Below are 26177 nucleotides of genomic sequence, written 5' to 3' on the forward strand. Positions count from 1 at the left end.
AGATACAAAGCTTGGGCGATACTATGTTTCGAAACTTACGTGTTGATGTACTAGGACGCCAGCAAGGCGCAAGCCGCGCTAGGGAAGGACGGCTCTTCAGCGTTTACCCAGCGCCAGCGCCAGGAGGGCCTGTTGCTGGGCGGGGGTACGTCCGGCAATCAGCGCCAGCAGACCGTTGCGGTCCAGCAGGTTGATGCCGTTGTCTTTCGCAAACTTGCGCGCATTTTCACTGCAGATCGAAGACGTCGCGCAGGTGCCGCGCTTGAGCTCGCGGGAACGCATCAAGTCGAGCAGGGGGTGCAATTCGCGCACGCCCACCGGCTGGCCCGACCATTGCTTGCACCAGGCCACTGCCGCCGGGCTGTCTTTGCCCTGTTGTGCATGCCGCGAGTAAAGCCATATCGTCACGCCGCCGGCTGCGCCGTGCGACTGGCTTCGGGTCTCAAAGCCGCCCTGCGCAAACAGCGCTTCACACACCGCGTCAAACTGCTGCGCCGACACCTGGTCAAACAGGGCCGGCGTCCACGAGGGCGGAGCCACAGGGGGTGGCGGCGGCACGCTGCGGGCTGGCCGGGCGGGTCTGCTGGCAGCCGTGGTGGCGGGGAAGTCGATCAGCTTGTCGATGGAAAAGGCCGTGCCGGGGGCGACGGCAAGCTTGCCGGGAGCGGGCAGCCGTGGAGGCCCCGCACCCCTTGCCAACTTGCTCCAGGGGGGCTCGAAAGCCAGGGGGTCGACAAAAGCTTCGGCCTGGAGCCGGTCGGTCAGATAACTGCCCACCAGAACGACCCCGAGCAGCAGGGCCGCAGCACCCGCAGGCAGCCAGACCCGCTCCTTCATGGACATCACCAGCAGGGTGACGCCAATGGCGACGGCCAGCAGGCCGATGGCGAAAAGATACCGGTAGACCGGGCTGGGCTTGACGGGCCTTCCGGGTGTTCTGACGGCCATGGTGTGTGTCCGACGGTTTACTCAGCCGATGGCTGCTGCCGGCACAGGCTGGAGGTGGACCATGGCACCATATCCGGGGCTCCTAGCGTTTTTTGATCTTGATCACCGCTTTACCCGGCGCACGCCTGACCGCCTGGACATCGGCTTTGCCTGCCCTGGGCCTGGCCGCGCTGACGGCCTTGACCGGCAGGAACACCACCACCTGCTGCCCGAGCTTGAAAGCCGCTGCAGTGCCGACCTTGTTCCACTCGGCGACGGCGTCCGCACTCAGGCCGTAGCGCCTGGCGATGCTGGCCACGGTTTCGCCCTTGCGCGCCTTGACGGTGCTGCGGCGCGTGACGATTTCCGGTGCCAGCGTCATCTGGGCGTTGTCGGCCACATGGCTGGTCACGTCGTTGTCCATTTTTGCGCCGCGTGACACCAGCAGGGTCGAGCCCGCCTTGATCAGCATGCGCGGTGGAATGTTGTTGACGCCGCGCAGGTCGGTCTCGCTCATGCCGACGCGCCTGGCGGCGTCGCTGACGCTCAGGGTCGCGGGGGCGGTCCACGCCGTCCAGCTGGCGTATTGTCCCTGAGAGTAAGCCTCGAAGTTGCGCTGGAAGATCTTGGCATTGTCCCAGGGCAGCAGGATGTGGGGCATGCCGGCCGCCAGAATCACGGGGCGGTGGGCCGAGGGGTTGAGGGCCTTGAAGTTGCTGATTTCCACGTCGGCCAGCTTGGCGGCCAGCGCCACATCGATGTCGCGGGTGATCTGGACCTGCTGGAAGTAAGGATGGTTTTCAATCAGGGGCAGCTCGGCGCGGAAATTCTGCGGGTTGGCCACGATGTTCTTGACCGCCTGGAGCTTGGGCACGTACAGGCGCGTCTCGTCGGGCATGCGCAGGTCCAGGTAGGTGGTGCCCAGGCCATCCTTCTTGTTTCTGGCGATGGCGCGTCCGACGCTGCCTTCGCCCCAGTTGTAGGCAGCCAGCGCGAGGTGCCAGTCGCCAAACATGCCGTGCAGTTTCTGCAGGTAGTCGAGCGCTGCACGCGTCGAGGCCAGCACATCGCGGCGGTCGTCGCGGAAGGCGTTCTGTTTCAGGTCGAAGTACTTGCCGGTGGCCGGCATGAACTGCCACATGCCGGCGGCCTTGGCGCTGGAGACAGCCTGCGGATTGAAGGCGCTTTCAATATAGGGCAGCAGCGCGAGCTCGGTGGGCATGTTGCGGCGCTCGAGTTCTTCAACGATGTGGAACAGGTATTTGCTCGAGCGCTCCGTCATGCGCTGGATGTAGTCCGGCCGGCTGGCGTACCACTGCTCCCGGTCCGTCACCAGCTCGCCCTGGAGGTCGGGCATGGCGAAGCCGCGGCGAATGCGTTCCCACAAATCGGCAGGCGGCTGCAGGCTGGCCACGGCGCTGGAGGGGGTCTGCGCCGAATGGATGGGCGACAGGGGGCCGTTGGGGTAGACCGGTTGGGTCGCCGATGGCGAGGTGCTCAGGACCGGATCGCCGGGCATGCCGAGCTTGCTGTTGCTGCTGGCACAACCGGCGAGCACGACCACGGCGAGGGACAGGGCGAAGGTTCTGAGCGGGGAGAGCAATCGTGCAAAGCGGTCAGGGAAAGCCGGGGAGGGGGTGAAATACGCTGGCTGCAGCTCGGTCATTTGAATTGGTTCTTCCACTGCCTGATAGCGGCAAATACGGTGTTGTCGTCATGCGCCGCCGGATCAAAGCGCCGGGCGGCGGCCATGACAGCGGCCTGTCGGGTACGCAAAAAGGGGTTGATCAGCAACTCCTGGGCAATCGAGGTGGGCAGGGTCGGCTCCCCGTCGTCTCTTAAAGCAGCACAGCGTGCATGGTAACCAATCAGCTCACGGTTGTCAGGTTCTACCGCGAGCGCAAAACGCAGGTTGCCCATCGTGTATTCATGCGTGCAGCAGACGCGGGTGTCGCCGGGGAGGGCGGCAAGACGGTCCAGCGAAGCCAGCATTTGCGCCGGCGTGCCCTCAAACAGGCGCCCGCAGCCGCCGGAAAACAGCGTGTCGCCGCAAAACAGCAGGGGCCGCCCGTCCACGAGAGGACTGTAAAACGCAATGTGGCCGGCGGTGTGACCCGGCACGTCGATCACCTGGAAATCGAGGTTCAGTGCCCGCACCGTGTCGCCGTCCTTGAGGTGGGTGAAAGGTGGGGGGATGCGCTCGCGGGCCGGGCCGAAGACCTTCGCGCCGGTGGCTTCGCGCAGCGCATCGACGCCACCGGTGTGGTCGGGGTGATGGTGCGTGACTAGAATCGACTCTAATTGCAGTCCGTTTTCCTGCAGCACGCGAATGACAGGCTGCGCGTCGCCCGGGTCAACAACCATGGCGCGCCGGCCGTCGTGCAACAGCCAGAGGTAGTTGTCGTCAAAAGCAGGGATGGGGATTAAGAACATGCAGCGGTCTCGATGGGCTCTCAAATTATAGGTTTCACAAACTGGTTCAAGACCCCGCCCGGCGAGTATTTGCTGGCGTGGGAGCGTGAGCGATTCGACGAGGCCGTGGCCGACATGTTTGGCTACCATGCGCTGCAACTGGGCCTGCCCGAACTCGACGCGCTGCGCAGCAACCGCATGCCGCACAAGTGGTTGGCACTGCAGGGCACCGAGTCGGGGCTTCTTGCCGGGCCAGCCGAAGGCGGTGACGGCAGTCCGACCCCCGCACCTGCCGCAAGTTCCCCGCGTGTGGCCCTGATAACCCATTCGGCCGCCTTGCCCTTTCCCGAGAACAGCCTGGACCTCGTGCTGCTGCCGCACACGCTGGAGCTCAGCAGCGACCCCCATGCAACATTGCGCGAAGTCGAACGTGTGCTGGTGCCCGAGGGCCGCGTGGTGATCAGCGGCCTGAACCCGGCCAGCCTGTGGGGCCTGCGCCAGCGGCGCGCGTACTTTTACCGGCGTCTCGGTTACGGCGAACTCTTTTTGCCCGAAGCCGGTGAATTCATCGGCTACTGGCGCCTGCGCGACTGGCTGCGCCTGCTCAGCTTTGAAGTCGAGTCCGGCCGGTTCGGCTGCTACCGGCCCGCCGTGAGCCGGCTTGCATCGCTGGAGCGTTTTGCCTGGATGGACAAGGCCGGCGAACGCTGGTGGCCGATTTTCGGCGCGATGTATTTTCTGGTCGCCGTCAAGCGCGTGCGCGGCATGCGCCTGCTCGAGCCCAACTGGAAAACGCAGAAGGCCACCGCCCAGGCCCCGGTGGTCATTGCCAACCAGGTGCAGCGCCCCGGCCTGTTTTCACTTCATCCCAACCACCACAAGAACCTGGATACATCGGATTCATGACAGACGATTTACAGACCACAGCCCAACATGTGGTGATTTATACCGACGGCGCCTGCAAGGGCAACCCCGGCCCCGGAGGCTGGGGCGCGATGCTGACCAGCGGTGACACGGTCAAGGAGCTGTTTGGCGGCGAGATGGGCACGACCAACAACCGCATGGAGATGACGGCGGTGATCGAAGCGCTGGCCGCGCTCAAGCGTCCCTGCCGTGTCACGCTGTACCTGGACAGCGAATACGTGCGCAAGGGCATCACCGAATGGATCAGCGGCTGGAAAGCACGCGGCTGGCGCACCGCCGCCAAACAGCCCGTGAAAAACATCGACCTCTGGCAAAAACTCGATAACCTGATCAGCAGCAGTGGCCACACCATCGAGTGGCGCTGGGTCAAGGGGCATGCCGGCGACCCCGGCAACGAGCGCGCCGATGCCCTGGCCAACAAGGGTGTGGTTCTGGCGCTGTCCAGGGGCTGACCCTGCCGGCGGCGGTTGGTGGTGTCAATGTAAAGCCGTCGTAAATCCGGCCCCGATTTGGCTCGGGATTTCACCCCGGTGACGCGGGTGACGCAACCTGCTGTTACATTGATCCATTGTCAAATTTTTGACCCCCATCAACTGTTCCTCCATGGCATCAAAAGCAATTTATTCTGTCGTCGCGGTGCTCGGCATTGCCGGCCTCTCCGGTGCTGCATGGTGGTACCAGAACAAGGCCAACAGCCCGACCAAGGCTGCGTCGGCGGGGTCGTCGCAGCCGGCAGCCGGGGCGCGACCGACGGTGGAAGCCGCCAGGGTGAAAGTCGTGAAACTCGTGGATGACGCCCAGGCCGTCGGCAGCCTGCGTTCGCGCCGCAGCGTGGTGCTGCGCCCCGAGGTCAGCGGCCGCATCACGCAGCTCAATTTCACCGACGGCCAGCGCGTGCGCAAGGGGCAGGTGCTGGTGCAGTTTGACGACCAGCTGCCGCTGGCGCAGGTGCAGCAAAGCCTGGCCGAGTTGTCGATCGCCCAAGCCAACCAGAAACGCAACCAGGAACTGGTCGCGCAGAACTTCGTCAGCCAGCGCTCCCTCGATGAAAGCGCGGCCAACCTGCAGGTGGCGCAGGCCAGGCTGTCACTGGCCAGGGCCACCGCGGCCAGGCTGAAAATCGTCGCGCCCTTCGACGGCATTGCCGGCATTCGCCAGGTCAATCCCGGGGACTACCTCAAGGACGGGGCCGACATTGTCAATATCGAAGACATCGACGCCGTGTTTGTCGACTTCCGCCTGCCCGAGCGTTTCCAGAACAAGCTCAAGCGCGGCCAGAGTGCCGTGGTGGACATGGACGCGCTGCCGGGCCGGACATACACGGCGGTGGTGCAGGCGATTGATCCGCTGATTGACGCCAACGGCCGCTCGGTGGCGGTGCGGGCCTGCATCGACAACCGGCAACTGCAGTTGCGCCCCGGCATGTTTGCGCGTGTCAACGCGGTGTTCGGCGAGCGGGACAATGCCCGGGTTATTCCAGAAGAGGCGCTGGTGCCCCAGGGCGACAAGCAATATGTCATCAAGCTCGTACCCGGACCGGAAGCCCAGACCTGGGTCGCGCGGCGGGTGGCGGTGCAGGTCGGCATCCGGCGGCCTGGCCAGGCGGAAATCACCAGTGGGCTGGAGCCTGGCGACATGGTGGTCACCACCGGCCAGCAACGCCTTCAGCGCGACGGCATGACCGTGCGGGTGGTGGACCTGAGCCCGCCCGCCGCCGCACGGCCGTCCGATGGTGCGTCTGCCGCTGCGCCGGCGGCGGCTTCGCGCGTGCCGGCGGAAAAACTCATGGGTGGAGCCAATCCCTGCCTGGTGGGCATGCGCGAAGCAAGCCCCGCGCCTGCGGTGTCCGGAGCGACACGCGGCAGCGCCGCGCCAGCTCCGACCGAGGCCATGCCTGAAGCCAGGGCCCGGCCCACACGCAAGCCGGCCTGAGCCCGAAGCCAACGTTCTGACTGGACCTCTCTGATGCAACTGGCCGAAGTCTCGATACGCCGCCCGGTGTTTGCCACCGTGTTGTCCCTGCTGATCGTGCTGATCGGCGCGGTCAGTTTCCAGCGCCTGACGGTGCGCGAGTACCCGAAGATCGATGAGCCGGTGGTGACGGTCAGCGTGCGTTACCCCGGTGCCTCGGCCGAGGTGATCGAATCGCAGGTGACCAAGCCGCTCGAGGACTCGATTGCCGGCATCGATGCGGTGGATGTGCTGACCTCGATCAGCCGCGCCGACCAGAGCCAGATTTCCGTGCGTTTCCGGCTCGAGAAAGACGCCGACGCCGCGGCCGCCGAGGTGCGCGACCGCACCTCGCGCGTGCGCAACAAGTTGCCTCAGGCCATTGAGGAGCCGGTGATTGCCAAGGTCGAGGCCGATGCGTTTCCCGTGATCTGGCTGGCCTTCACCAGCGACAGCCTGACCCGGCTGCAGATCAACGACCTCGTCAACCGCATCGTCAAGCCGCGCCTGCAGACCGTCACCGGCGTGGCCGATGTACGCATCTTCGGTGAACGCAAATACGCGATGCGGGTCTGGCTCGATCCCCGGAAAATGGCGGCCTACCGCCTGACGACGCAGGACATCGAGGACGCCATCCGCCGCAGCAACCTGGAGGTTCCCGCCGGCCGCATTGAATCGCAGCAACGCGAGTTCAGCGTGACGTCCGAGACCGGCCTGGTGCGCCCTGAACAGTTCGGCGAGGTGGTGATACGCAGCGTCAACGGCTTTCCGGTCAAGGTGCGCGATGTGGCGCGTGTTGAGGAAGGTGCGGCCGACGAACGCAGCGGCGTGCGGCTCAATGGCCGTGCGGCCATCGGGGCCGGCGTGATCCGCCAGGCCACGGCCAACCCGCTGGACCTGTCGCAGGGCGTGCGCAACATGATTCCGCAGCTCAAGGCCGACCTGCCGCCGGAAGTCAACATCGACATCGCCAACGACAACTCGGTGTTCATCGACCGTTCGGTCAGGAACGTCTACACCACCATTGCCGAAGCGGTGGCGCTGGTGGCGCTGGTGATTTTTGTGTTCCTGCGCACCTTCCGCGCGTCCATCATTCCCATCATCACCATCCCGGTCAGCCTGATCGGCACCTTTGCGCTGATGGCGCTGGCGGGCTTCACCATCAACACCCTGACCCTGCTGGCGCTGGTGCTGGCCATCGGGCTGGTGGTGGATGATGCCATCGTGATGCTGGAAAACATCTTCCGCCACATCGAAGAAGGGCTGGACCCATTTTCGGCAGCCATCAAGGGCGCGCGGGAAATCGGTTTTGCCGTGGTCACCATGACGGCGACGCTGGTGGCCGTTTACGCGCCCCTGGCCTTCACCCCGGGGCGGACCGGCCGGCTGTTTGTCGAGTTTGCGCTGGCGCTGGCCGGCGCGGTGGTCGTGTCGGGTTTTGTGGCGCTGACCCTGACGCCCATGCTGTGCGCCAAGCTACTCAAACACAACCCGAAACCGAATGTTTTTGACCGCGGCATGGAGCGTTTCCTCAATGCGGTTTCCGACCGTTACGCCAGTGTGCTGCGCTGGGTGCTCACCAGGCGTTACCAGCCGGTGGCCGGCGAGGGCGGCGGGGTCAGGGCGGTGGTGCTGCAGGCTCGCTGGATCGTGGTGGGTGTCATGCTGGCCAGCGCGCTGGCCATTTTGCTGATCTTCCCGACCATGAAGCAGGAGTTGTCGCCGCTGGAAGACCGGGGCACGATTCTGGCCACCGTCAATGCGCCTGACGGGGCCACGCTGGACTACACCAACCGTTATGCGCAGGCACTGGAGAAAATGGGCCAGCCCTACAAGGAGTTCGACCGGATTTTTGCCAGCATCGGCAACCCCACCGTGTCGCAGGCCAGCGTCATCTACCGCACGGTGGACTGGGATGACCGCAAGCGCAGCACGCTGGAGATGGCGCGCGAACTGCAGCCCAAGTTCGCCAGCCTGCCGGGCGTCACGGCGTTTCCGATCACGCCGCCCTCGCTGGGCCAGGGCTTTCGCGAGCGGCCGCTCAATTTTGTGATCCAGACCTCGGACAGCTACGAAAACCTGGACCGTGTGGTGGAGCAGATACTCGCGGAGGTTGCCAAAAATCCGGGCATCCAGTCGCCGGTGTCGGACCTGCGCCTGAACAAGCCCGAGTTGCGCATCGACGTCAACCGCGACAAGGCCGCCGATCTGGGCGTCAGCGTGGAAGTGGTGGCCAAGGCGATTGAAACCATGCTGGGCGGTCGCAACGTGACGCGTTACAAGCGTGATGCCGAGCAGTACGACGTGATCGTGCAGACCGAGGCCAGCGGCCGCAGCACGCCGGAAGACATCGAGGGCATTTATGTGCGCGGCCGCAACGACGTGATGATTCCGCTGTCCAGCCTGGTCTCGGTGCGCGAGGCGGTCTCGCCGCGCGAGCTCAATCACTTCGGCCAGCGGCGGGCCGCTTCCATCACCGCCAACCTGGCACCCGATTATTCGCTGGGCCAGGCGCTGACCTTCATGAACGAAACCTCGGCCAGGGTGCTCAAGCCCGGCTACAGCACCGACCTGAACGGCACCTCGCGCGAATTCAAGAACTCCCAGGGGGCGCTGGCCATTGTGTTCGTGCTGGCACTGGTCTTCATTTTCCTGGTGCTGGCCGCGCAGTTTGAAAGTTTCATCGATCCGCTGGTGATCATGCTGTCGGTGCCGCTGTCGATGATAGGCGCGCTGATAGCGCTCAAGCTGTCGGGCGGCTCGCTCAACGTCTATTCGCAGATCGGCCTGATCACGCTGGTCGGCCTGATCACCAAACACGGCATCCTGATCGTCGAGTTCACGAATCAGCTGCGCGGGCAGGGCATGGACATGCTGGAGGCGCTGGTCAAGGCGTCCGCGCAGCGCCTGCGCCCCATCCTGATGACCACCGGCGCCATGGTGCTGGGCGCCTTGCCGCTGGCGCTGGCCACCGGGGCCGGCGCTGAAAGCCGCATCCAGATCGGCTGGGTCATCGTGGGCGGCATGTCGCTGGGCACACTGCTCACCGTGTTCGTGGTGCCGACGATGTACGCGCTGTTTGCCCGCAGCAAGATTCCGGGCGCCAACAAGGCCGTGGCGAAAGAGCTGCCCGCCGACGGCCACGGCGAACTCATCGCCAAATAGGCCGGTGCCGCAACAGCACCGGCAGGCTGTTCTGTAGATTCAGCGTGTGCCGCCCTTGGTGGCGGTATCACGCCGGCTGCTTTCGTAGCCGATTCTTACTACAGACCCAGGAAAAATCATGTTGCTCAAGCAAACCAATGGACACGTCCAGCTTCAACCGAAACCCGCGCCGCTGCCGCAGCCCCGGGTGCAGGCTTCGAAAACCTTCCACCACACCATCGATATCTACCTCAAGGATTCGAACGCCTATGCCAACACCTATTTTTCGCGCTACTTCGAGTGGCAGGGTGTTTGCCGTGAGCGCTGGTTTCACCGCTGCATTTCCGCTGACATGCTGCAGGCGAGCGGTGTGTTCATCACCAAGTGCGCCCACCAGGACTATGTGCACGAGACGTTTCCGTTCCAGGCGGTGGATTGCCGGCTCAATACCTTCGAGGTCAGGCAGTGTTCGTTTTACCTGCTGTTCCAGTTCATGGTAGACGGCAAGCTCGTGTCCACCGGCTACCAGCAGGTGGTGTTTGCCAGCCATGACAAACGCATCCAGCGGCTGCCCGAGGACATCCTGCGCAAGGTGAGGGAGTATGAGTTGCCGACCGCCGCCGTGAAAAGCTGACCGGCGGCGCCGGTTTCACGCGGCGAGCGCGCCCGGGTGCCCGCTGCGTGGTTCGGCCGCGGGCAGCTCGGCCGGAAATTCCATGGCGAACAGGGTGTATTGCCCCTCGACCGATTCGCAGCGCATTTTTCCGCCGAAAGAGGCCATGACACGCCGGCAGAAGGCCAGCCCGATGCCGGCACCTGCGGATTTTTTGGTGGTGAAGAAGGTGTCGAATATTTTCGGCAGGGTGGCCGCGGCGATGCCTGTGCCGGTGTCGACAAACGTCAGGGTATGAACGGGCGTGCCGGCGCTGAGGGTGATGGTGATCGTGCCCTTGCCCGCCGCCTTCAGCGCATACAGCGAATTTTTCAGAAGGTTGAACAGTACAAAAACAAAAAGCGGGCTGGAGCCATGGAACTCGAAGTCGCCCACAACGTGGACGCTGACCCGCTCGCGCTCACCCCTGGAAAAGGGGTAGGTCTCCAGGGCCTCCGTCACACAGTCGCCGGCCCGGTGACGCCTGAACGTGCTGGTGTCGATCTGCTCCATCCGGGCCGAGGCCAGCATCATGTCGATCACGGCATTGGAGCGGTCCACCTGGTGCCGGATGCCGTGCGACAGGTCGGATATTTTTTGCGATGCCCCGGGGCTGAATGCGGACTCGCACAGCCCGTGGGACACGGCCAGCTCGTACCCCCTGTTCAGTTCGGGAAGGAATTGCGCCAGCGCTTCTGCCTGCAGGCGGATGGTGGCCAGCGGTGTGCGCATTTCATGGGCCACGGTGGCGGCCACCACCACCGGGCTCATCAGGTCGTACTTCATCACGGCGACGGCGATCAGTCCCAGGCTGATCGCGATGAACACGACGCCGGGCGGGTAGAACTCCACCCCATAGTTGCACAGGTAGTCGATGGCCGCGAAAAAGTAGATCAGCACGCTGGCAATGCAAAGCCGCAGGCGGATGCGCTGGCCTTGCGGTGCAACCTGCTGCTGCCGGAAGGTGATGTACAGGCCCCGCGAAACCACCAGCACCGTCTGCAGGACATGCAGGGGGTGGAGGATGCCGGCTTTGGGATAGTAGCCAAAGAAGTAGTCGTGGTAGCCGTCGACGATCCAGTTGGTGCCCAGATCCAGCACGGTCAGCACGGCGGCGACGGCATACGAAGTGAAGACCAGTCGGCGCTCGCCCTGGCGTTCCGAGATCTCAGTCAGGAACTGGTACAGGCTGGTCGGCAGGAAAAGGATCAGCAGGTAGCCTGCCTTGACCAGGATGCCGGCCCACTGCGTGTTGTCGACCTGGAACAACACCGCCCAGGTGGTCTGCCAGAAGACGGTGGTGATGCAGAGAATCAGGAAGCTGGTGCTGACGCGGGTAAAGCCCTTTTCCGCAACGACGTACAGCCCATACCCCAGAAACAGGGCGGACACGAGGGCGGGCAAGATGGAATACATGGGGTCTCCTGGCCGCGCCGTCAGGACGGGCGGCCGCTGGTCAGGTGCACGGCTTCAGAGCACACCCTCGAACATCATGACATCGACTTCTTCGCCGGCCTTCACGCTGCCCTGGGCGTGGTGCAGCACGACCAGGCCATTGGCCTGCGCCATGGAGCTGAGCACGCCCGAGCCCTGGTTGCCGGTGGTCTTGACCTGCAGGGAACCGTCGGCGGTCGTGGACACCCAGCCGCGCTGGTACTCGGTGCGGCCCGGCTTCTTGCGCATGGGTTCCAGGCTGCGGGCCTTGAGCAGCGGCGCGGCCGGGGCCGTGCTGCCCATCATCTGCAGCAGGGCCGGGCGCACAAAAGCCAGAAACGTCACCATCACCGCGACCGGGTTCCCCGGTAGCCCAAAGAGGATGGCCCCCACGCTCCCCACTCCGTGTGGTTCGCTGCCCCCCGGGGGGGCTGTTTCGCCTTGGGGCGACCCATCGGCGAAACGGCTGTCGCCATTCGGATTGCTATTGTTTTGGGAGCTGCTTGCGCCCGAATCCATTGGGCTGGAGGCCGATTTTGCTTGAGAAATCCGGCCCACCGCCATGGGCCGCCCGGGACGCATGGCAATTTTCCAGAAGACCACGTCGCCGAGTTTTTTCATCATGGCCTTGGTGTAATCGGCCTCGCCGACACTGACGCCGCCGGACGTGATGATGGCATCGGCCTGCGCCGCGGCGCGCGTGAAAGCCGCTTCCAACAGGGCCGGGTCGTCGCGCACCACGCCCATGTCGATGACTTCGCAGCCCAGCCGCCTGAGCATGCCGAACACCGTGTAGCGGTTGCTGTCGTAGACCGCACCTTCGCGCGGCGCCTCGCCCAGCGAGAGGATTTCATCGCCTGTGGAAAAGTAAGCGACCCGCAGCGGCCGCCATGTGCGCACGGTTTTGAGGCCCAAAGAGGCCGCCAGCCCGAGTCGGGCGGGCGTGAGCAGCTCACCTTTTAATAGCGCCGGCCGGCCCCGCATGAGGTCTTCACCGCGCAGCCGTCGGTTGTCGCCGGGCTGCAGCAGTTGGGCGGGCAGGGTGACGGTGTCGGCCTGAACGTTGACAAATTCCTGCGGCACCACAGTGTCCAGCCCGGACGGCATGATGGCGCCGGTCATGATCTTCACACACTCGCCGGCGCCGACCATTCCCTGCCAGGCTTTGCCGGCCAGCGCCGTGCCCACGACTTTCAGGGCCAGGGCCGTTCCCGCGGCAAGCTGGGCGCCAGCGAAGGCATACCCGTCCATGGCCGAGTTGTCGTGCGGCGGCACGTCAAACGGCGACACCACATCGGCCGCCAGCACCCGGCCCAGCGCCTCGAAGAGCGGCAGTTCCATGACGTCCTGCACCGGTTCGACCAGCTGCGACAGAAACCGCGACACATCCGCGGCGGACAGGGCCTGCGGATCGTAGCCCTGCAGTTCGGCGGCGATCTGGGCGATGGACTTCACGGACGCAGGGCTTCGAGCTGGTGCAACTCGGCCAGCGTGTTGGCATTGAAGAAAGCGCGCGGGTCGTCGCCCGGCTGGTTGAAGGGCACCAGCACGGTTTTGTGTTGCGCCGTCCACGCATCGATCTTGCGTCCGCCGCTGGTGGTGAACAGCATCAGGCTTTCCAGCAGGCGGGTGCGCAGCAGGCAGAAGACCGGCTGCGCGCGCAGCTGGCCGTCTTCTTCGGGGGCGGCCACTACGGCGATGTCGGCATCCTCGCGCACCATCGCCTCGGCAAGGCGGGCGACCAGATCCAGGCTGAACAAAGGGGTGTCGCAGGGCACGGTCAGCAGGTAGGGCGTCTCGCAGCGCTCCAGCCCGGTCAGAAAGCCGGCCAGCGGACCCGAAAATTCGCCGAGCCCGGCCGCATCGGGCCAGACCGGCACACCAAACGATTCATAGGCCGCGAGGTTGCGGTTGGCATTGACCATCACCTCGCCGACCTGCGGCGACAGCCGCAGCAGGGTGTGCAGGGCCAGCGGCACGCCGTTGAAGCTTTGCAGGCCCTTGTCGGCACCGCCCATGCGCGAGCCGCGTCCGCCGGCAAGGATGATGCCGGTGATTTCTGCGCCGTCTATCGTGTCAATCATTTGTTTTCCGGCCTAGCCGCCTATGTAACTCATTTCGACACGCTTGTTTCCGTCGGCACCCGGCACGGCCACATCCGGCGGCAGCGCGGCGCGCAGCTCGGAATAACGGTCATCGCGGCCCTGCCAGATGTGGGCGACGGCGGCGGAAATCTGCTCGTCCGAGTAGTGGCTGTCGCGCAGCAGGGCGCGCAGGTCGTGGCCCTGGTGGGCGAACAGGCACAAAAACAGCTTGCCTTCGGTGGACAGGCGCGCCCGGTTGCAGTCGCCGCAAAAAGCCTTGGTCACGCTGCTGATCACGCCGATTTCGCCGCCGCCGTCGGCGTAACGCCAGCGTTCGGCCGTTTCCCCCAGGTAGTTGGGGTCGATGGCGTCGAGCGCAAACTCCTGCTGCAGGCGCCGGATGACCTCGGCCGAGGGCATCACCTCGTCCATGCGCCAGCCGTTGGTGGCGCCCACGTCCATGTATTCGATAAACCGCAGCACCACGCCCGAGTGGCGGAAGTGCCGGGCCATGGGCAGTATCTCGGCATCGTTGGTGCCGCGCTTGACGACCATGTTGACCTTGATGGGCGCCAGCCCCACCTTGTGCGCCACCTCGATGCCCTTGAGCACGTCGGCGACCGGAAAATCCACATCGTTCATGCGCCGGAACACCGCGTCGTCCAGCCCGTCCAGGCTCACGGTGACACGCTGCAGGCCGGCGTCCTTCAGGGCCTGGGCTTTTTTGACCAGCAGCGAGCCGTTGGTCGTCAGGGTGATGTCCAGCGGTTTGCCCTGCGGCGTTTCGAGCCGGGCCAGCATCCCGATCAGCACTTCCAGGTGCTTGCGCAGCAGCGGCTCGCCGCCGGTCAGCCGGATTTTCTCGACGCCGTGCGCGACGAAAATTTTCGTCAGGCGCGTGATCTCTTCAAAACTGAGCAGCGAAGTCTGCGGCAAAAACGCGTAGTCCTTGTTGAAGACTTCACTGGGCATGCAGTAACTGCAGCGGAAGTTGCAGCGGTCGGTCACGCTGATGCGCAGGTCGCGCAGCGGCCGCGCCAGCGTATCGGCCAGCAGGCCGGTGGGCGCCTGCAGCTGCGCAGGGATGTGCGGCACGCGCGCGGCGTAGCGGATGTCTGCGATGGGGATGATTTTGTCGGTCATTGGTAGAAGCCCAAGGGAGAATTTACCCCATTGGCACGGCCAAACGGAAAAGGAGGGCCTTGACCCTAGGCGCCGGGCGTTATTCAGCCTTGATATCTACTGCGGCGAGCAAGCCCGGGTCTCTAAATCAAGCAGGGGCCGCGGGTCCGGCTCCGCCGGCCCGCAGGCGCAGCGGCCCCTTCTCCGGTGCAAGGGGCAGTGAGCTGCCGCAGGCTCGAAGTGGGCGACCATGGGGGCTTATCAGACACAGCGTCCGCCGTCCACCTCGATGCACACACCGCTGATGAACGTCGCTTCGTCACTGGCCAGGTACAGCGCGGCGTTGGCCACGTCGAGCGCGGTTGAAAAACGCCCGAGCGGAATGCTGGACAAAAATTTGGCGCGGCGCGCTTCGCCTTCGGGGCCGGTGACCGTGCCGCCGGCAAACTGGGTGGACAGGGCGGTGTCGGGGTTGAACACCGGGTTGATGCAGTTGACGCGAATGTTGTCGGGGCCGAGTTCGGCCGCCAGCGACTTCGAGGTAGTGATGACCGCACCCTTGGAGCCGTTGTACCAGGTCAGGCCGGGGCGCGGGCGCACGCCGGCGGTGGACGCGATGTTGATGAAGCTGCCGCCGCCCTGGGCGCGGAACACCGGCGTGGCGTGGATGGTCGAAAGGTAAATGCTTTTGACGTTGATCGCATAACAGCGGTCGAACTCCTCCTCGGTGGTCTCCAGCGCGGGCTGGTTCAAATGCGTCCAGCCGGCGTTGTTGACCATCACATCGAGCTTGCCGTGGCGCTGCACGGCGGCATCCACCAGCGCTTTCACCTCGGCGGTTTTGGTCACGTCGGCCTTGAAGAAGGATGCGGTACCGCCGGCCTTGACAATGTCAGCCACGACTTTCTCACCCAGGGCTGTGTTGATGTCGTTGACGATGACCTTCGCGCCTTCAGCGGCCAGGCGTTTGGCAATGCCTTCGCCGATGCCGCCGCCCGAACCGGTGACGATGACGGATTTGTCCTGGAGTCGCATGGTGTTTCCTTGGTTGCTATAAATGTGATAGCTGCTTGCGCCCGCGGTAAAAGGGCTGCAGCCTGTTTTTGCTTGAAAAATGAAGAGCGGGTTCAACCGTGCCGGATGGCGACGGTTTTGAGCGTGGTGAAACCGTACAGCGCCTCAAAGCCTTTTTCGCGCCCGTAACCGGACGACTTGACGCCGCCGAAGGGCAGCTCGACGCCGCCACCGGCGCCGTAGTTGTTGATGAAGACCTGGCCGCTCTGCACACGTTTGGCCATGCGGAACTGGCGGCCGCCGTCGCGGGTCCAGATGCCGGCCACCAGGCCGAACTGGGTGGCGTTGGCGAGTTCGACCGCGTGGTCCTCGTCCCGGAAGTTCATGGCGCAGAGCACCGGGCCGAAAACCTCTTCCTGCGCTAACCGATGCAAAACCGGCACATCGCGCAGCAGGGTCGGCGCCTGGTAAAAACCGGTGTCCGGCGCTTCATCAACGATCTGGCCTTGCGCCACCATGGGGATGCCGGCCACCTGCGCATCGCTCAGAAAGTCCCAGACACGCTGCTGCTGGGTCTGGCGGATCAGCGGTCCGACGTCCAGGTCCATTGTGGCGGGGCCGACGCGCAGCTTCTCGAAGGCCTGGCCCAGGCGCTCCAGCAGCGGCTCGTAAATCAGTTCGTCCACCAGCAGGCGCGAACCGGCGGAGCAGGTCTGGCCGGCGTTTTGCACGATGGCGTTGACGAGGGCCGGAATCGCCATGTCCAGGTCGGCGTCGGCAAAAACGATTTGCGGGCTTTTGCCGCCGAGTTCGAGCGTGACCGGGCAATGGCGCTCGGCCGCCACCTGCTGAATCAATGTTCCCACCGTCGGGCTGCCGGTGAAGCTGATGTGGTGGATGCCCTTGTGGCGGGCCAGGGCGTCGCCGACTTCATGGCCGTAACCCGTCACGATGTTGATCGCACCGGCGGGAAAACCCACCTCGGCGGCCAGCTGCGCCACGCGGATCAGCGACAGGCAGGCGTCTTCGGCCGGCTTGACCACGCAGACGTTGCCGGCGGCCAGCGCGCCGCCGACGCTGCGGCCGAAAATCTGCATCGGGTAATTCCACGGAATGATGTGGCCGGTCACGCCGTGCGGCTCGCGCCAGGTCATCACACTGTAGCCGTCGAGGTAGGGAATGGTTTCGCCGTGCAGTTTGTCGCAGGCGCCGGCGTAAAACTCGAAATAACGCACCAGCGCGGCGGCATCGGCTTTGGCCTGTTTGGTGGGTTTGCCGCAGTCGCGCTGCTCGATCGCCGCCAGTTCGTCGGCATGTTCGGCCACCTTGCGTGACAGGGCCATCAGCAGCCGGCCACGCTCGGCGGCGCTGACCTTGTGCCAGACGGTGTCCAGGCAATCGTGGGCGGCCTGAACCGCCGTGTCAATGTCCTGCGTATTGCTGCGCTGGATTTCTTCGAAAACCTGTCCGTCGGACGGGTCGATCACGGGAATGGTTTTGCCCGAGGCGGAACGGACCGACGCGTTGGCGATGTAATTGAGTTGCATGCATATGATTTTCCGCGAAAACGCAGGCTTCGCAAAAAAAACAGGCCGGATCGGGCTGCCGCCCCTTTTTCAGGAGGGGCGTGGGCCATGCAATGAAGAGCCGTCGAGCTGCGGCTGCGTGGGCCTATGCGCCGACCGGGGTGTAGGCGCTGGTGTTGCTGGCCAGCCAGCGCGCCGACAGGTCGCTGGCCTGCTGGTCGGGGTGAAAGTCAGTGCGCAGATAGTCGCGCCAGGGTTTGTAGGTCTGGCGCACCAGGCCGCGTTGGCCGAACAGGAAGCCGGCCGCGCTTTTCCAGGTGCGCCACTGCCACAAGGTGCCGTCGTGATACAGGTTGTTGACGGTCTGGCGCAAGGTATCGGTCAGGAACACGAAGGTGATGCGGCGGAACCACTTGATGCGCCACTCGTGGCTGCCGCCCAGTGCGGTGTACACATCGAAGGCCGTGTTTTTGTGCTCCGACTCTTCGGCGCAATGCCACAGCCACATGGTTTTCAGGCGCGGTTCGCAGCCGTCGAGCATGTCGTGGTTGCGCAGCATCCATTCGGCAAGAATCGCGGTGAAGTGTTCGTTGGCCGCGGTGATGGCCAGCGCGTGGCGCGGGTTGGTGCCGGCCAGCAACTGCATGTTTTTTTCAGCGCGCGGCGCCCAGTCGTTGACCAGGCCCTGCTTTTCGAGGTGCTTGTTGAAGAGACCGTGAACACGGCGATGCGTGGCTTCCTGCCCGATAAACCCCTGGACCTCGGCCTTGTACTGGTCTTGCAGTTCAGGCGGCAGGGCTTTCAGGCCGTTGCGCACCGAGTCGATGAAAAACTGCTCGCCCACCGGAAAACTCATGGACAGCGCGTTGAAAAAAGCCGTGCGAAACGGATCCCCGGCACACCAATGCCGCGGCAGGGGTGTTTCAAGGTCAATCAGCAGGCGGCGCACAACCAGTTCGCTCATGTTTTCTCCCAAGGAAATAATTTGGTACCCGCAGGTACCAGCAAGGCGAACTATAGGGTGACGCTGTGGTACTGTCAAGTACCGCCAGGGTTTTAACTTTGCATTGAGGATGCCTGACCCATGTATTCCGAAGACATCTCCGCCGCCGGCATGGAAGCGGCCAAGGCCTACCGTTCGCGCCTGCTCGAAGGCATGGCGTACAGCGTGGCACTCAAAGGTTACGCCGACACCACGGTGGCCGACATCGTGCGCGAGGCCGGTGTGTCCAAACGCACGTTTTACGAGTGTTTTGCAACCAAGAAAGACTGCCTGATCGCGCTTTACGTGGCGGCCAGCCACGGCGGGCTCAAGGTGCTCAAAAGTGCCATCGACCCCGCCCGCGACTGGAAGGCCCAGGTCGAGCACGCGATGGGCGCCTACCTGGGCTGTCTGGCCAGCAACCCGGCGCTGCTTCGCACGCTGTTCATCGATATCCTCAGCCTGGGCCCCGAGGGGCTGCAGGTGCGGCGCCAGATGAACCAGGAAATGGCCGATTTTGTGGCCCAGGTGGTCAACGCCGGCCATCCGCACACGCCGCAGGACGACGCGTTGACCGCGACCCTGGCCATGGCCGTCATCGGTGGCATCAACGAACTGGTGTTGCAGGCCATCGAAAACAACCGCACGGCCGACCTGCAGGCGCTGACCGGTCCCTGCAGCGCGTTGGTGCGCGCCGTGCTGGCCGCGCCGCGTTAGGGCTTGTTAACGCGCAAAAAAAAGCCCGCCGAAGCGGGCCGAAGTAAAGCGTGGCTTGTTCTTCTTTTTTCTTTTATTTCGCTGGCGTTGGCGTGGCCGCTGCACCCGGTGCCTGGACAGGCGCGGGAGCGGGCATGCCGGGCGCAGTCGGGGTGACAGCCGGGGCGGCCGGTGCACTTACCGCCGCTGGAGCCACCGCCGGGGTGGCCGGCGCTGCATTGGCATTGCCGCCGTGGAACTTCATCATCAGCGGCACGATCAGCAGCGCCACGATGTTGATGATCTTGATCAAGGGGTTGATGGCCGGGCCGGCCGTGTCCTTGTAGGGGTCGCCCACGGTGTCGCCGGTCACGGCGGCCTTGTGGGTCTCGGAGCCCTTGCCGCCGTGGTTGCCGTCTTCAATGTATTTCTTGGCGTTGTCCCAGGCACCGCCGCCGGTACACATGGAGATCGCCACGAACAGGCCGGTCACGATGGTGCCCATCAGCAGGCCGCCCAGCGCGGCGGGTCCCAGCAGCAGGCCGACCAGAATCGGCACCACCACCGGCAGCAGCGACGGAATCATCATTTCCTTGATGGCAGCCGTTGTCAGCATGTCCACCGCCTTGCCGTATTCGGGCTTGGCCGTGCCTTCCATGATGCCGGGGATCTCGCGGAACTGGCGCCGCACCTCGACGACCACCGCGCCGGCGGCGCGGCCCACGGCTTCCATGGCCATGGCACCGAACAGGTAGGGAATCAGCCCGCCGATGAAGAGGCCGATGATCACCATCGGATCGCTCAGATCAAAGCTGATGGCCTTGCCGTAGGCTTCCAGTTTGTGTGTGTAGTCGGCAAACAGCACCAGTGCGGCCAGGCCGGCGGAGCCGATCGCGTAACCCTTGGTCACGGCCTTGGTGGTGTTGCCCACGGCGTCCAGCGGGTCGGTGATGTCGCGCACGCTGCTGGGCATGTCCGCCATCTCGGCGATGCCGCCGGCGTTGTCGGTGATCGGGCCGTAGGCGTCGAGCGCGACCACGATGCCGGCCATGCTCAGCATGGAGGTCGCGGCAATCGCAATACCGTACAGGCCGGCCAGCTGGAACGAGACCCAGATCGCGATACAGACAAAGATCACCGGCCAGGCGGTCGAACGCATGGACACGCCGAGGCCGGCAATGATGTTGGTGCCGTGGCCGGTGGTGGAGGCTTGCGCAATATGGCGCACCGGGGCGTACTGCGTGCCGGTGTAGTACTCGGTGATCCAGACCAGCGCGCCGGTCAGCACCAGGCCCACGGCGCAGGCGCCGAACAGGGCCATCTGCGTGCCCGCCGCCTTGATGGCGTTGTCGGGCATCAGCCAGGTGGTCACAAAGTAGAAGGCGATCAGCGACAGGCCGCCGGCAACCGCCAGGCCTTTGTACAGCGCCGGCATCACGTTGGTCATGCCGGGCGAGGCCTTGACAAAGAAGCAGCCGATGATGGACGCGATGATGGAGACCGCACCGAGCGCCAGCGGATAAACCACCGCGCTGGTACCGGCATTGGTGACGAGCAGGGCGCCCAGCACCATGGTGGCGATGAGCGTCACCGCGTAGGTTTCGAACAGGTCGGCCGCCATGCCGGCGCAGTCGCCGACGTTGTCGCCGACGTTGTCGGCAATCACGGCCGGGTTGCGCGGGTCGTCTTCCGGAATGCCGGCCTCGACCTTGCCCACCAGGTCGGCGCCGACGTCAGCGCCCTTGGTGAAAATGCCGCCGCCCAGGCGCGCAAAGATGGAGATCAGCGACGAGCCGAAGGCAAAACCGATCAGCGGATTGAGCAGGCTGGCCAGGTTGGCATTGGGCGTGTAGTTGCCGTTGCCCACCAGGAACCAGTAAAAGGCCGTGACGCCCAGCAGGCCCAGGCCGACCACCAGCATGCCGGTGATCGCGCCGCCGCGGAAGGCGACATCGAGGGCGGGGCCAATGCCGCGGGTGGCCGCCTGTGCGGTGCGCACGTTGGCACGCACCGAAACGTTCATGCCGATGAAGCCGCAAGCGCCCGACAGCACGGCGCCGACGACAAAACCGATGGCGCTGGGAACGTCCAGGAAGATGCCAATCAGAATCGCCAGCACGACGCCGACGACGGCAATGGTCTTGTATTGGCGCGCAAGATAGGCGGCGGCGCCGGTTTGAATTGCGGCTGCAATTTCCTGCATGCGCGCGTTGCCTGCGTCCTGGGAAAGAATCCAGCTGCGGGCCCAGAAGCCGTAAGCCACGGCGGCCAGTCCGCAGACGAGCGCAAGAATAAGCGCTGAGTTGCCTGTCATAGAGAGATCTCCTACGTTGTTTTTCGCTTGGAGGAGGCGCCACGCTAGCGGTGCCTCCGCTGCGTTGCTTCCTCGTTGCTCGTGTCCTACGTAGAGACAAGACGATTGGCCAACCTTCGAAATTTAACGCCAAATCGTGACAAGTTCGCGAAGCGTCAGGTCCGAATCAGTAAAATGAGGGTAAATACTGACTGAACCATCCATCTTTTCACTACTTCAACACAAAGAGACCATGTCCCTCGATAAAGTTACCCCCGGTAAAAACGCCCCTGACGCTTTCAACGTGATCATCGAAATCCCGATGAATGCCGACCCGGTCAAGTACGAGGTGGACAAGGAGTCCGGTGCGATTTTTGTGGACCGCTTCATGAGCACGTCCATGCACTACCCGACCAACTACGGTTATGTGCCCAAGACCCTCAGCGGCGACGGCGATCCGGTTGACGTGCTGGTGATCACGCCGGTGCCCCTGATCCCCGGTGTGGTGGTGACCTGCCGCGCCATCGGCATCCTGAAGATGACCGACGAGGCCGGCGAAGACGGCAAGGTGCTGGCCGTGCCCGTGGACAAGAAGTGCTCGCTGTACACGCAGTGGCAAAAGCCCGAAGACATGAACCCGCTGCGCCTGAAAACCATTGCCCACTTCTTTGAGCACTACAAGGACCTCGAAGACGGCAAGTGGGTCAAGATCCAGGGCTGGGAAGGTCCGGACGCGGCGCACAAGGAAATCACCGACGGCATTGCCAACTACCTGAAAGAGCAATCCAACGCCGCTTGATTTTCAAGCGTTTTAGGCCTCCAGCCCTTTCCAGTCAAGCGCTGGTAGCTATCAAAATAAGAGCGACTGCAGTTCACGCTGCAGGCGCTCTTTTTCTTTTTGGTTGGCGGCGGTCAGGCTGCGCGGGCCGGGTCCGGGTAAATCAGCCCGTGCCAGAACGTGCCCTTGCGCTCAAACGGCTGCCAGCGGCCTTCGGGTTGCGCCAGCCGGTCGGCCACGGCCCACCAGGCGCTCGGGTTCAGGCCCAGGCCGACGTGGCTGGCCACCACTTCAACGTTTTCTGTCTGCAGCTTGTCCGGCGAGGATTGCTGGATGCTGCCTTGCCAGGCCACGATGCCGTCGCTGCGTGAGTAAATGCTGGTGGTGGGCACCGGCGGCGCGGCGGGCAGGTCATAGTTCTCGCTCTCACGCGCTACCTTGCGCCCGCTGGCCAGCTTGTAGATGCGCCAGGCGCGGGTGGAGCGGTGCGAGCCGGCAAACGGCGTGCCCAGCGTGATCACGCTGCGCACCATGTGGGGCAGCTCCTTGGCCAGTTCGCGCGCGTACACGCCGCCCAGGCTCCAGCCGATCAGGCTGACCTTGCGGCCGCTGCCCTCGAACGCGCGCCGCACCTGGGTGCGTGCCGCCTCCAGCACGCCGGCGCGCGGGCCGAAGTTGAAGCCCTGTTCCCAGCCGCTGGTGGCGTAGCCGAGTGAGTCGAGGTAGCGACGCAGCGGCATGGTCGAGCCGTCGCTGGCCGACAGGCCGGGGAACACCAGCACGCTGTGTTGGTCGCCCCTGGGCGCCCGGGCCAGCACGGGCCACGCGGGCAGCAACGCGCCGAACTCCCAGAAGGCGCGCAACTCCAGCGCCAGCAGCCAGGCGCTGGGCGGGGGCCCGTCGTGCGGGCTTTGCCGCGCTTTTTCGGGCTGCTTTTTTCGTGCGGGAGACCGGGGTGAGGAGGGTGCCATGGGAGTGAGCATTGATTTTGATGTTGTTGTTCCTGACCGCTCCAGTATTGGGGCGGCGGGCCGGCTTCACAGAGGGAGACTTCCCTAAAGTCGTCTCCTGCGTGACAAAGGAGGAGGGCAAATAGAGGAGGGGCAGGGGAGGGGCTTGGCGGGTTTTCACCGGCGCAGCAGCCCTGGCGCTTGCTTGAACTTGCCCACTGTTGTTGTCGGGGTCCGGAGGCCCGGGGTGTCTGGCCCGCCGCATGCGGCCCATAATGGAATTCATTCGCAGCGTCCGCAAGAAAGTCTGAAACCATGCCAACCCACACTCGCCTCCCCGGTGCCGCCTTGCTCATCGTGGTTGTGGCAGCGCTGATGGCCTGGGCCGGCTGGCACTTCTATCCTGCAACGACGACCCGCATCGAGACCACGGTGATGGCGCCCGAGGTGCCAGTCGTCATCCGCACCGAGGGCGGTTTGCTGGAGGTGGCCACGGTGATTGCCCAGGAGCGTTTCACACGGTCGGACACCCGGGAGTTCTGGGGCATTCACCTTGGCACGACGGTGTCGCATATCCAGGCACCCGTGCATTACCGTTATCACATCGCGCTGGCCAGGGAGTGGCATGTGGTGATCCGCGGCAAGACCTGTATTGTCCAGGCGCCCGCCATCAAGCCCAGCCTGCCCGTGGCCTTCGACACCGCGGCCATGCAGATGTACACCCACAACGGCTGGGCGCGCCTGAACAAGCAGGACAATCTGGCGGCGCTGGCGCAGTCGATGACGCCCGAGCTGGAAAAACGCGCATTGTCAGCCGGCTACCAGCAACTGGTGATCGAGCCGGCGCGCCAGACGGTGCGGGAGTTCGTCATGCAGTGGCTGATCAAGGAACAGAAGTGGTCACGCGAGCCGGGGTACACCGTGGAAGTGCTGTTCCCCGGGGAGGTTTTGCGCGCACGGCCGCCGGCCAGTTCGTCCACCCAGGACAGCCAGCTTTGATGGGGCGGGATGGCGTCAACTCGAGCAGACGGTCGTTTCTTCTTTCCTGCGGACTGGACGAGGGTCGGCCGTGCCTTAAACTGAAGCGACAAATTCTAAAAAGGCGCAGTTGCATGGAGGCTGGTTCTTGATGATTCCCCACGCTCAATACCGGCGGCCGTTGATGCTGGTTTCCGGCGTGTGGCTGGTCAACGCCGCCTTGCTTCTCGCGTTTGTGCTGGTCCCCTCGCTGCATTTTGAGCTGCCTGCCGCGGTCCACACGAATTTGCACACCCTGTTCGAGACGGTGTCCATCATCGTGTCGATGCTGGTGTTCTCCGCCGGCTGGTTCACCTTCTCGCGGGAGGGCCGCAGCAATGTGGCGCTGCTCTGCACCATCTTCTTCGGCGTGGCCATTCTTGATTTTGTCCACCTGCTGTCCTACGAGGGCATGCCGGCGTTTTTCATCCCGGCCAAAGACGGCAAGTCGATCTCGTTTTTCCTGGCAGCACGCCTGCTGGTGGCGGGCGCCTTGCTGGCGATTGCGTTCCAGCCCTGGAACCGCCGCATCGGAAACAGGGAGCGCCATTGGCTGCTGGGCCTGAGCCTGGCTTTTGCGCTGGGGGTCTCGGCGTATGGGCTGGTCGAGCCGGCCATCATGACCTGGTTTTTTGTACCCGGTTCAGGTCTGACGAGCACCAAGATCGCGGTGGAGTACCTGGTCATCGCTCTCAATCTCGCAGCGGCCGCCGGCTTTTACATGCGCATGCGCGAGCCGCAGCCCTATCCGCTGGTTCCGCTTTTTGCCGCGGCCTGCCTGATGGCCCTGTCGGAACTGTGTTTCACCCTGTATGCGACCTTCCATGACCAATACTCGATCGTGGGTCATGTCATCAAGGTGGAGGCCTATCTCTTCGTTTTTCGGGCCATCTTTATCGAGTTCCTGGAAGGGCCTTACCGGCAGCTGGAAAGTGCGCGTGCTGACCTGGTGGAAAGCGAGGAAAAGTACAGGCTGCTGTTTGAAAACAGCCCGGATGCCTACCTGATCGCCAATGCCGACGGCTCCTTTCACACGGCCAACCCGGCGGCTTCTGCCATGTTCGGCATCGCGCGCCAGGACCTGTGGCGGATTGGGCGCAACGATATGACCAGCGACCCGCGGCTGGCAGGTTTTCTGGAGGAACGCAGCAGGACCGGTTTTGCCCGGGGGGAGTTGACCCTGAGGCGGGGCGACGGGAGTACTTTTCTGGCCGAGCTTTCTTCATCGACTTACACGGACAGCCGGGGCCGGCAGATGAGCAGTACCTTTATTCGCGACATCACGGCGAAGCGGGAAACGGAAGAAGAAGTCCTCAGGCTCAATGCGACGCTGGAGCAGCGTGTGCGTGATCGCACGGCAGAATTGCAGGCGGCCAACGAGGACCTGGAACGTTTCTCGCACGTGATGGCGCATGACCTGCGTTCCCCGCTGGTGGCCATCGAGGGCTTTGCCGGCCTGCTCAGGCGCGGCGGCGTGTCGATGGACGACAAGCAGAAGCACTACCTGGACCGCATCCAGGCCGGCGTGGCCCGCATGGCTGAGATGATTGATGCGCTTCTTGAACTCGCCGACGTGTCACGGGCGCCCCTGAAAACGCAGACCCTGGACCTGTCTGCGATCGCCGACAAGGTGCTGTCAGCCTGCCGGCAGCGCGACCCGCAGCGCAAGGTCAAGGCCGTGGTCGAAAACTCGGTGCTCGGGCAAGGCGATGCGCGCCTGATCGCCACCGTCATGGCAAACCTGATTGGCAACGCATGGAAACACACCGCGCGTAATCCGGAGGCCGAAATTGTCGTCGGCATGGAACCGTCGGCGCGAGGGCGGGTGGTGTACTTCGTCAAAGACAACGGCGCCGGACGAGTCCGGGACGCCGCAGGGCCCGACGGAGTCCCCACGGGCAGGTGTTGTCCTGGCCAGTGTGCGCAGGATCATTGGCCGCCACGGCGGCATGGTGTGGGCTGAGCCGGTGCCCGGACAAGGTGTGGTTTTCCGCTTTACGCTGGAGTCGGCGCCGGCTCCTGTTTGAAAGTGCGGGTGAGGGTGAGGGGGAGCCCGTTCTAGTGCAGTGGTGCATGCTTGAAGGAACAAATAAAAGCGATGGATTTTGGGTCAGGGCAAGGCGCAAACCACAGCGATACCCAAGGTATCGCGCGGATTTGCAACGCCGCCATGGCGCAAAAGACGCGGTTTTATGTTCCAGATAGCGTGCAACACTGCACTAGTACATTGACACATAAATAACGAAACATGTGTAAACTCTCGTTGCCGCCA

General features: G+C 64.1%; 21 protein-coding genes. 9 read left to right on the forward strand and 12 right to left on the reverse strand.

Going from position 1 to position 26177, the window contains the following annotated elements:
- Window positions 1–96: 96 nt before the first annotated feature.
- The 3 genes from PSV40_RS13275 to gloB form a co-directional block, all read right to left on the reverse strand.
- Window positions 97–948, reverse strand: coding sequence for a restriction endonuclease (locus tag PSV40_RS13275; RefSeq protein WP_300538336.1), 852 nt, complete (start codon window positions 946–948; stop codon window positions 97–99).
- 82 nt (window positions 949–1030) lie between these two features.
- Complete coding sequence (locus PSV40_RS13280; protein ID WP_300538384.1) at window positions 1031–2446, reverse strand: transglycosylase SLT domain-containing protein; 1416 nt, start codon at window positions 2444–2446, stop codon at window positions 1031–1033.
- Window positions 2447–2589: 143 nt separating this feature from the next.
- Entirely contained in the window at window positions 2590–3360 is a 771-nt protein-coding gene (gene gloB, locus PSV40_RS13285) for a hydroxyacylglutathione hydrolase (RefSeq protein ID WP_300538338.1), read from the reverse strand.
- 12 nt (window positions 3361–3372) lie between these two features.
- Between gloB and PSV40_RS13290 the strand changes: the two genes are divergently transcribed.
- From PSV40_RS13290 to PSV40_RS13310, 5 genes are all read left to right on the forward strand, one after another.
- Entirely contained in the window at window positions 3373–4245 is an 873-nt protein-coding gene (locus tag PSV40_RS13290) for a methyltransferase domain-containing protein (protein ID WP_300538341.1), read from the forward strand.
- Window positions 4242–4715, forward strand: coding sequence for a ribonuclease HI (gene rnhA / locus PSV40_RS13295; protein ID WP_300538343.1), 474 nt, complete (start codon window positions 4242–4244; stop codon window positions 4713–4715). Before PSV40_RS13290 ends, rnhA begins: the two co-directional genes overlap by 4 nt.
- A 151-nt stretch (window positions 4716–4866) precedes the next feature.
- The gene (locus PSV40_RS13300) at window positions 4867–6195 is read left to right on the forward strand and encodes an efflux RND transporter periplasmic adaptor subunit (protein ID WP_300538346.1); all 1329 of its coding nucleotides are present in this window, start codon (window positions 4867–4869) and stop codon (window positions 6193–6195) included.
- Window positions 6196–6228: 33 nt separating this feature from the next.
- Window positions 6229–9378 carry an efflux RND transporter permease subunit gene (locus PSV40_RS13305; protein ID WP_300538349.1) on the forward strand — a complete coding sequence of 1050 codons (3150 nt, stop codon included), beginning with the start codon at window positions 6229–6231 and terminating at the stop codon, window positions 9376–9378.
- Window positions 9379–9496: 118 nt separating this feature from the next.
- The gene (locus PSV40_RS13310) at window positions 9497–9991 is read left to right on the forward strand and encodes an acyl-CoA thioesterase (protein ID WP_300538351.1); all 495 of its coding nucleotides are present in this window, start codon (window positions 9497–9499) and stop codon (window positions 9989–9991) included.
- 15 nt (window positions 9992–10006) lie between these two features.
- Here the strand turns inward: PSV40_RS13310 and PSV40_RS13315 are convergent, their stop codons facing one another.
- The 7 genes from PSV40_RS13315 to PSV40_RS13345 form a co-directional block, all read right to left on the reverse strand.
- Window positions 10007–11425 (reverse strand): sensor histidine kinase, encoded by a 1419-nt coding sequence (locus PSV40_RS13315; RefSeq protein WP_300538354.1) that lies wholly within the window; start codon window positions 11423–11425, stop codon window positions 10007–10009.
- A 54-nt stretch (window positions 11426–11479) separates the two neighbouring features.
- Window positions 11480–12898 carry a molybdopterin molybdotransferase MoeA gene (locus tag PSV40_RS13320; RefSeq protein ID WP_300538357.1) on the reverse strand — a complete coding sequence of 473 codons (1419 nt, stop codon included), beginning with the start codon at window positions 12896–12898 and terminating at the stop codon, window positions 11480–11482.
- Window positions 12895–13527: a molybdenum cofactor guanylyltransferase MobA gene (mobA, locus tag PSV40_RS13325; protein WP_300538360.1), complete on the reverse strand. Its 633-nt coding sequence runs from the start codon at window positions 13525–13527 to the stop codon at window positions 12895–12897. The genes PSV40_RS13320 and mobA overlap by 4 nt, the downstream gene beginning before the upstream one ends.
- 12 nt (window positions 13528–13539) lie before the next feature.
- A complete protein-coding gene (moaA, locus tag PSV40_RS13330) occupies window positions 13540–14670 on the reverse strand; it encodes a GTP 3',8-cyclase MoaA (RefSeq protein WP_300538362.1) in 1131 nt (376 codons plus the stop codon).
- 240 nt (window positions 14671–14910) lie between these two features.
- Window positions 14911–15684 (reverse strand): SDR family oxidoreductase, encoded by a 774-nt coding sequence (locus PSV40_RS13335; protein ID WP_300538364.1) that lies wholly within the window; start codon window positions 15682–15684, stop codon window positions 14911–14913.
- Window positions 15685–15776: 92 nt separating this feature from the next.
- Window positions 15777–17210: an aldehyde dehydrogenase family protein gene (locus PSV40_RS13340; protein ID WP_300538366.1), complete on the reverse strand. Its 1434-nt coding sequence runs from the start codon at window positions 17208–17210 to the stop codon at window positions 15777–15779.
- Window positions 17211–17334: 124 nt separating this feature from the next.
- Window positions 17335–18153: a metal-dependent hydrolase gene (locus tag PSV40_RS13345; protein ID WP_300538369.1), complete on the reverse strand. Its 819-nt coding sequence runs from the start codon at window positions 18151–18153 to the stop codon at window positions 17335–17337.
- A gap of 120 nt (window positions 18154–18273) precedes the next feature.
- Here PSV40_RS13345 and PSV40_RS13350 point away from each other — a divergent pair, with 120 nt between their 5' ends.
- Window positions 18274–18888 (forward strand): TetR/AcrR family transcriptional regulator, encoded by a 615-nt coding sequence (locus tag PSV40_RS13350; protein WP_300538371.1) that lies wholly within the window; start codon window positions 18274–18276, stop codon window positions 18886–18888.
- A 73-nt stretch (window positions 18889–18961) separates the two neighbouring features.
- Here the strand turns inward: PSV40_RS13350 and PSV40_RS13355 are convergent, their stop codons facing one another.
- On the reverse strand, window positions 18962–21181 hold the full coding sequence (locus tag PSV40_RS13355) for a sodium-translocating pyrophosphatase (RefSeq protein ID WP_300538374.1): 2220 nt from the start codon (window positions 21179–21181) through the stop codon (window positions 18962–18964).
- 232 nt (window positions 21182–21413) lie between these two features.
- On the opposite strand from PSV40_RS13355, the gene ppa reads away from it, so the two are divergent.
- Window positions 21414–21959, forward strand: a complete 546-nt coding sequence (ppa, locus tag PSV40_RS13360) for an inorganic diphosphatase (protein ID WP_300538375.1) — start codon at window positions 21414–21416, stop codon at window positions 21957–21959.
- A 113-nt stretch (window positions 21960–22072) separates the two neighbouring features.
- Here ppa and PSV40_RS13365 read toward each other — a convergent pair whose 3' ends face one another.
- Window positions 22073–22909 (reverse strand): alpha/beta hydrolase, encoded by an 837-nt coding sequence (locus tag PSV40_RS13365; RefSeq protein ID WP_300538378.1) that lies wholly within the window; start codon window positions 22907–22909, stop codon window positions 22073–22075.
- Window positions 22910–23203: 294 nt separating this feature from the next.
- Here PSV40_RS13365 and PSV40_RS13370 point away from each other — a divergent pair, with 294 nt between their 5' ends.
- A complete protein-coding gene (locus PSV40_RS13370) occupies window positions 23204–23887 on the forward strand; it encodes a hypothetical protein (protein WP_300538381.1) in 684 nt (227 codons plus the stop codon).
- A gap of 130 nt (window positions 23888–24017) precedes the next feature.
- Window positions 24018–25868: an MASE3 domain-containing protein gene (locus PSV40_RS13375; RefSeq protein WP_300538387.1), complete on the forward strand. Its 1851-nt coding sequence runs from the start codon at window positions 24018–24020 to the stop codon at window positions 25866–25868.
- The last annotated feature ends 309 nt before the right edge of the window (window positions 25869–26177 follow it).

The organism is Polaromonas sp. (genome assembly GCF_029945925.1).
In the GTDB taxonomy this organism is placed as follows: domain Bacteria; phylum Pseudomonadota; class Gammaproteobacteria; order Burkholderiales; family Burkholderiaceae_C; genus Polaromonas.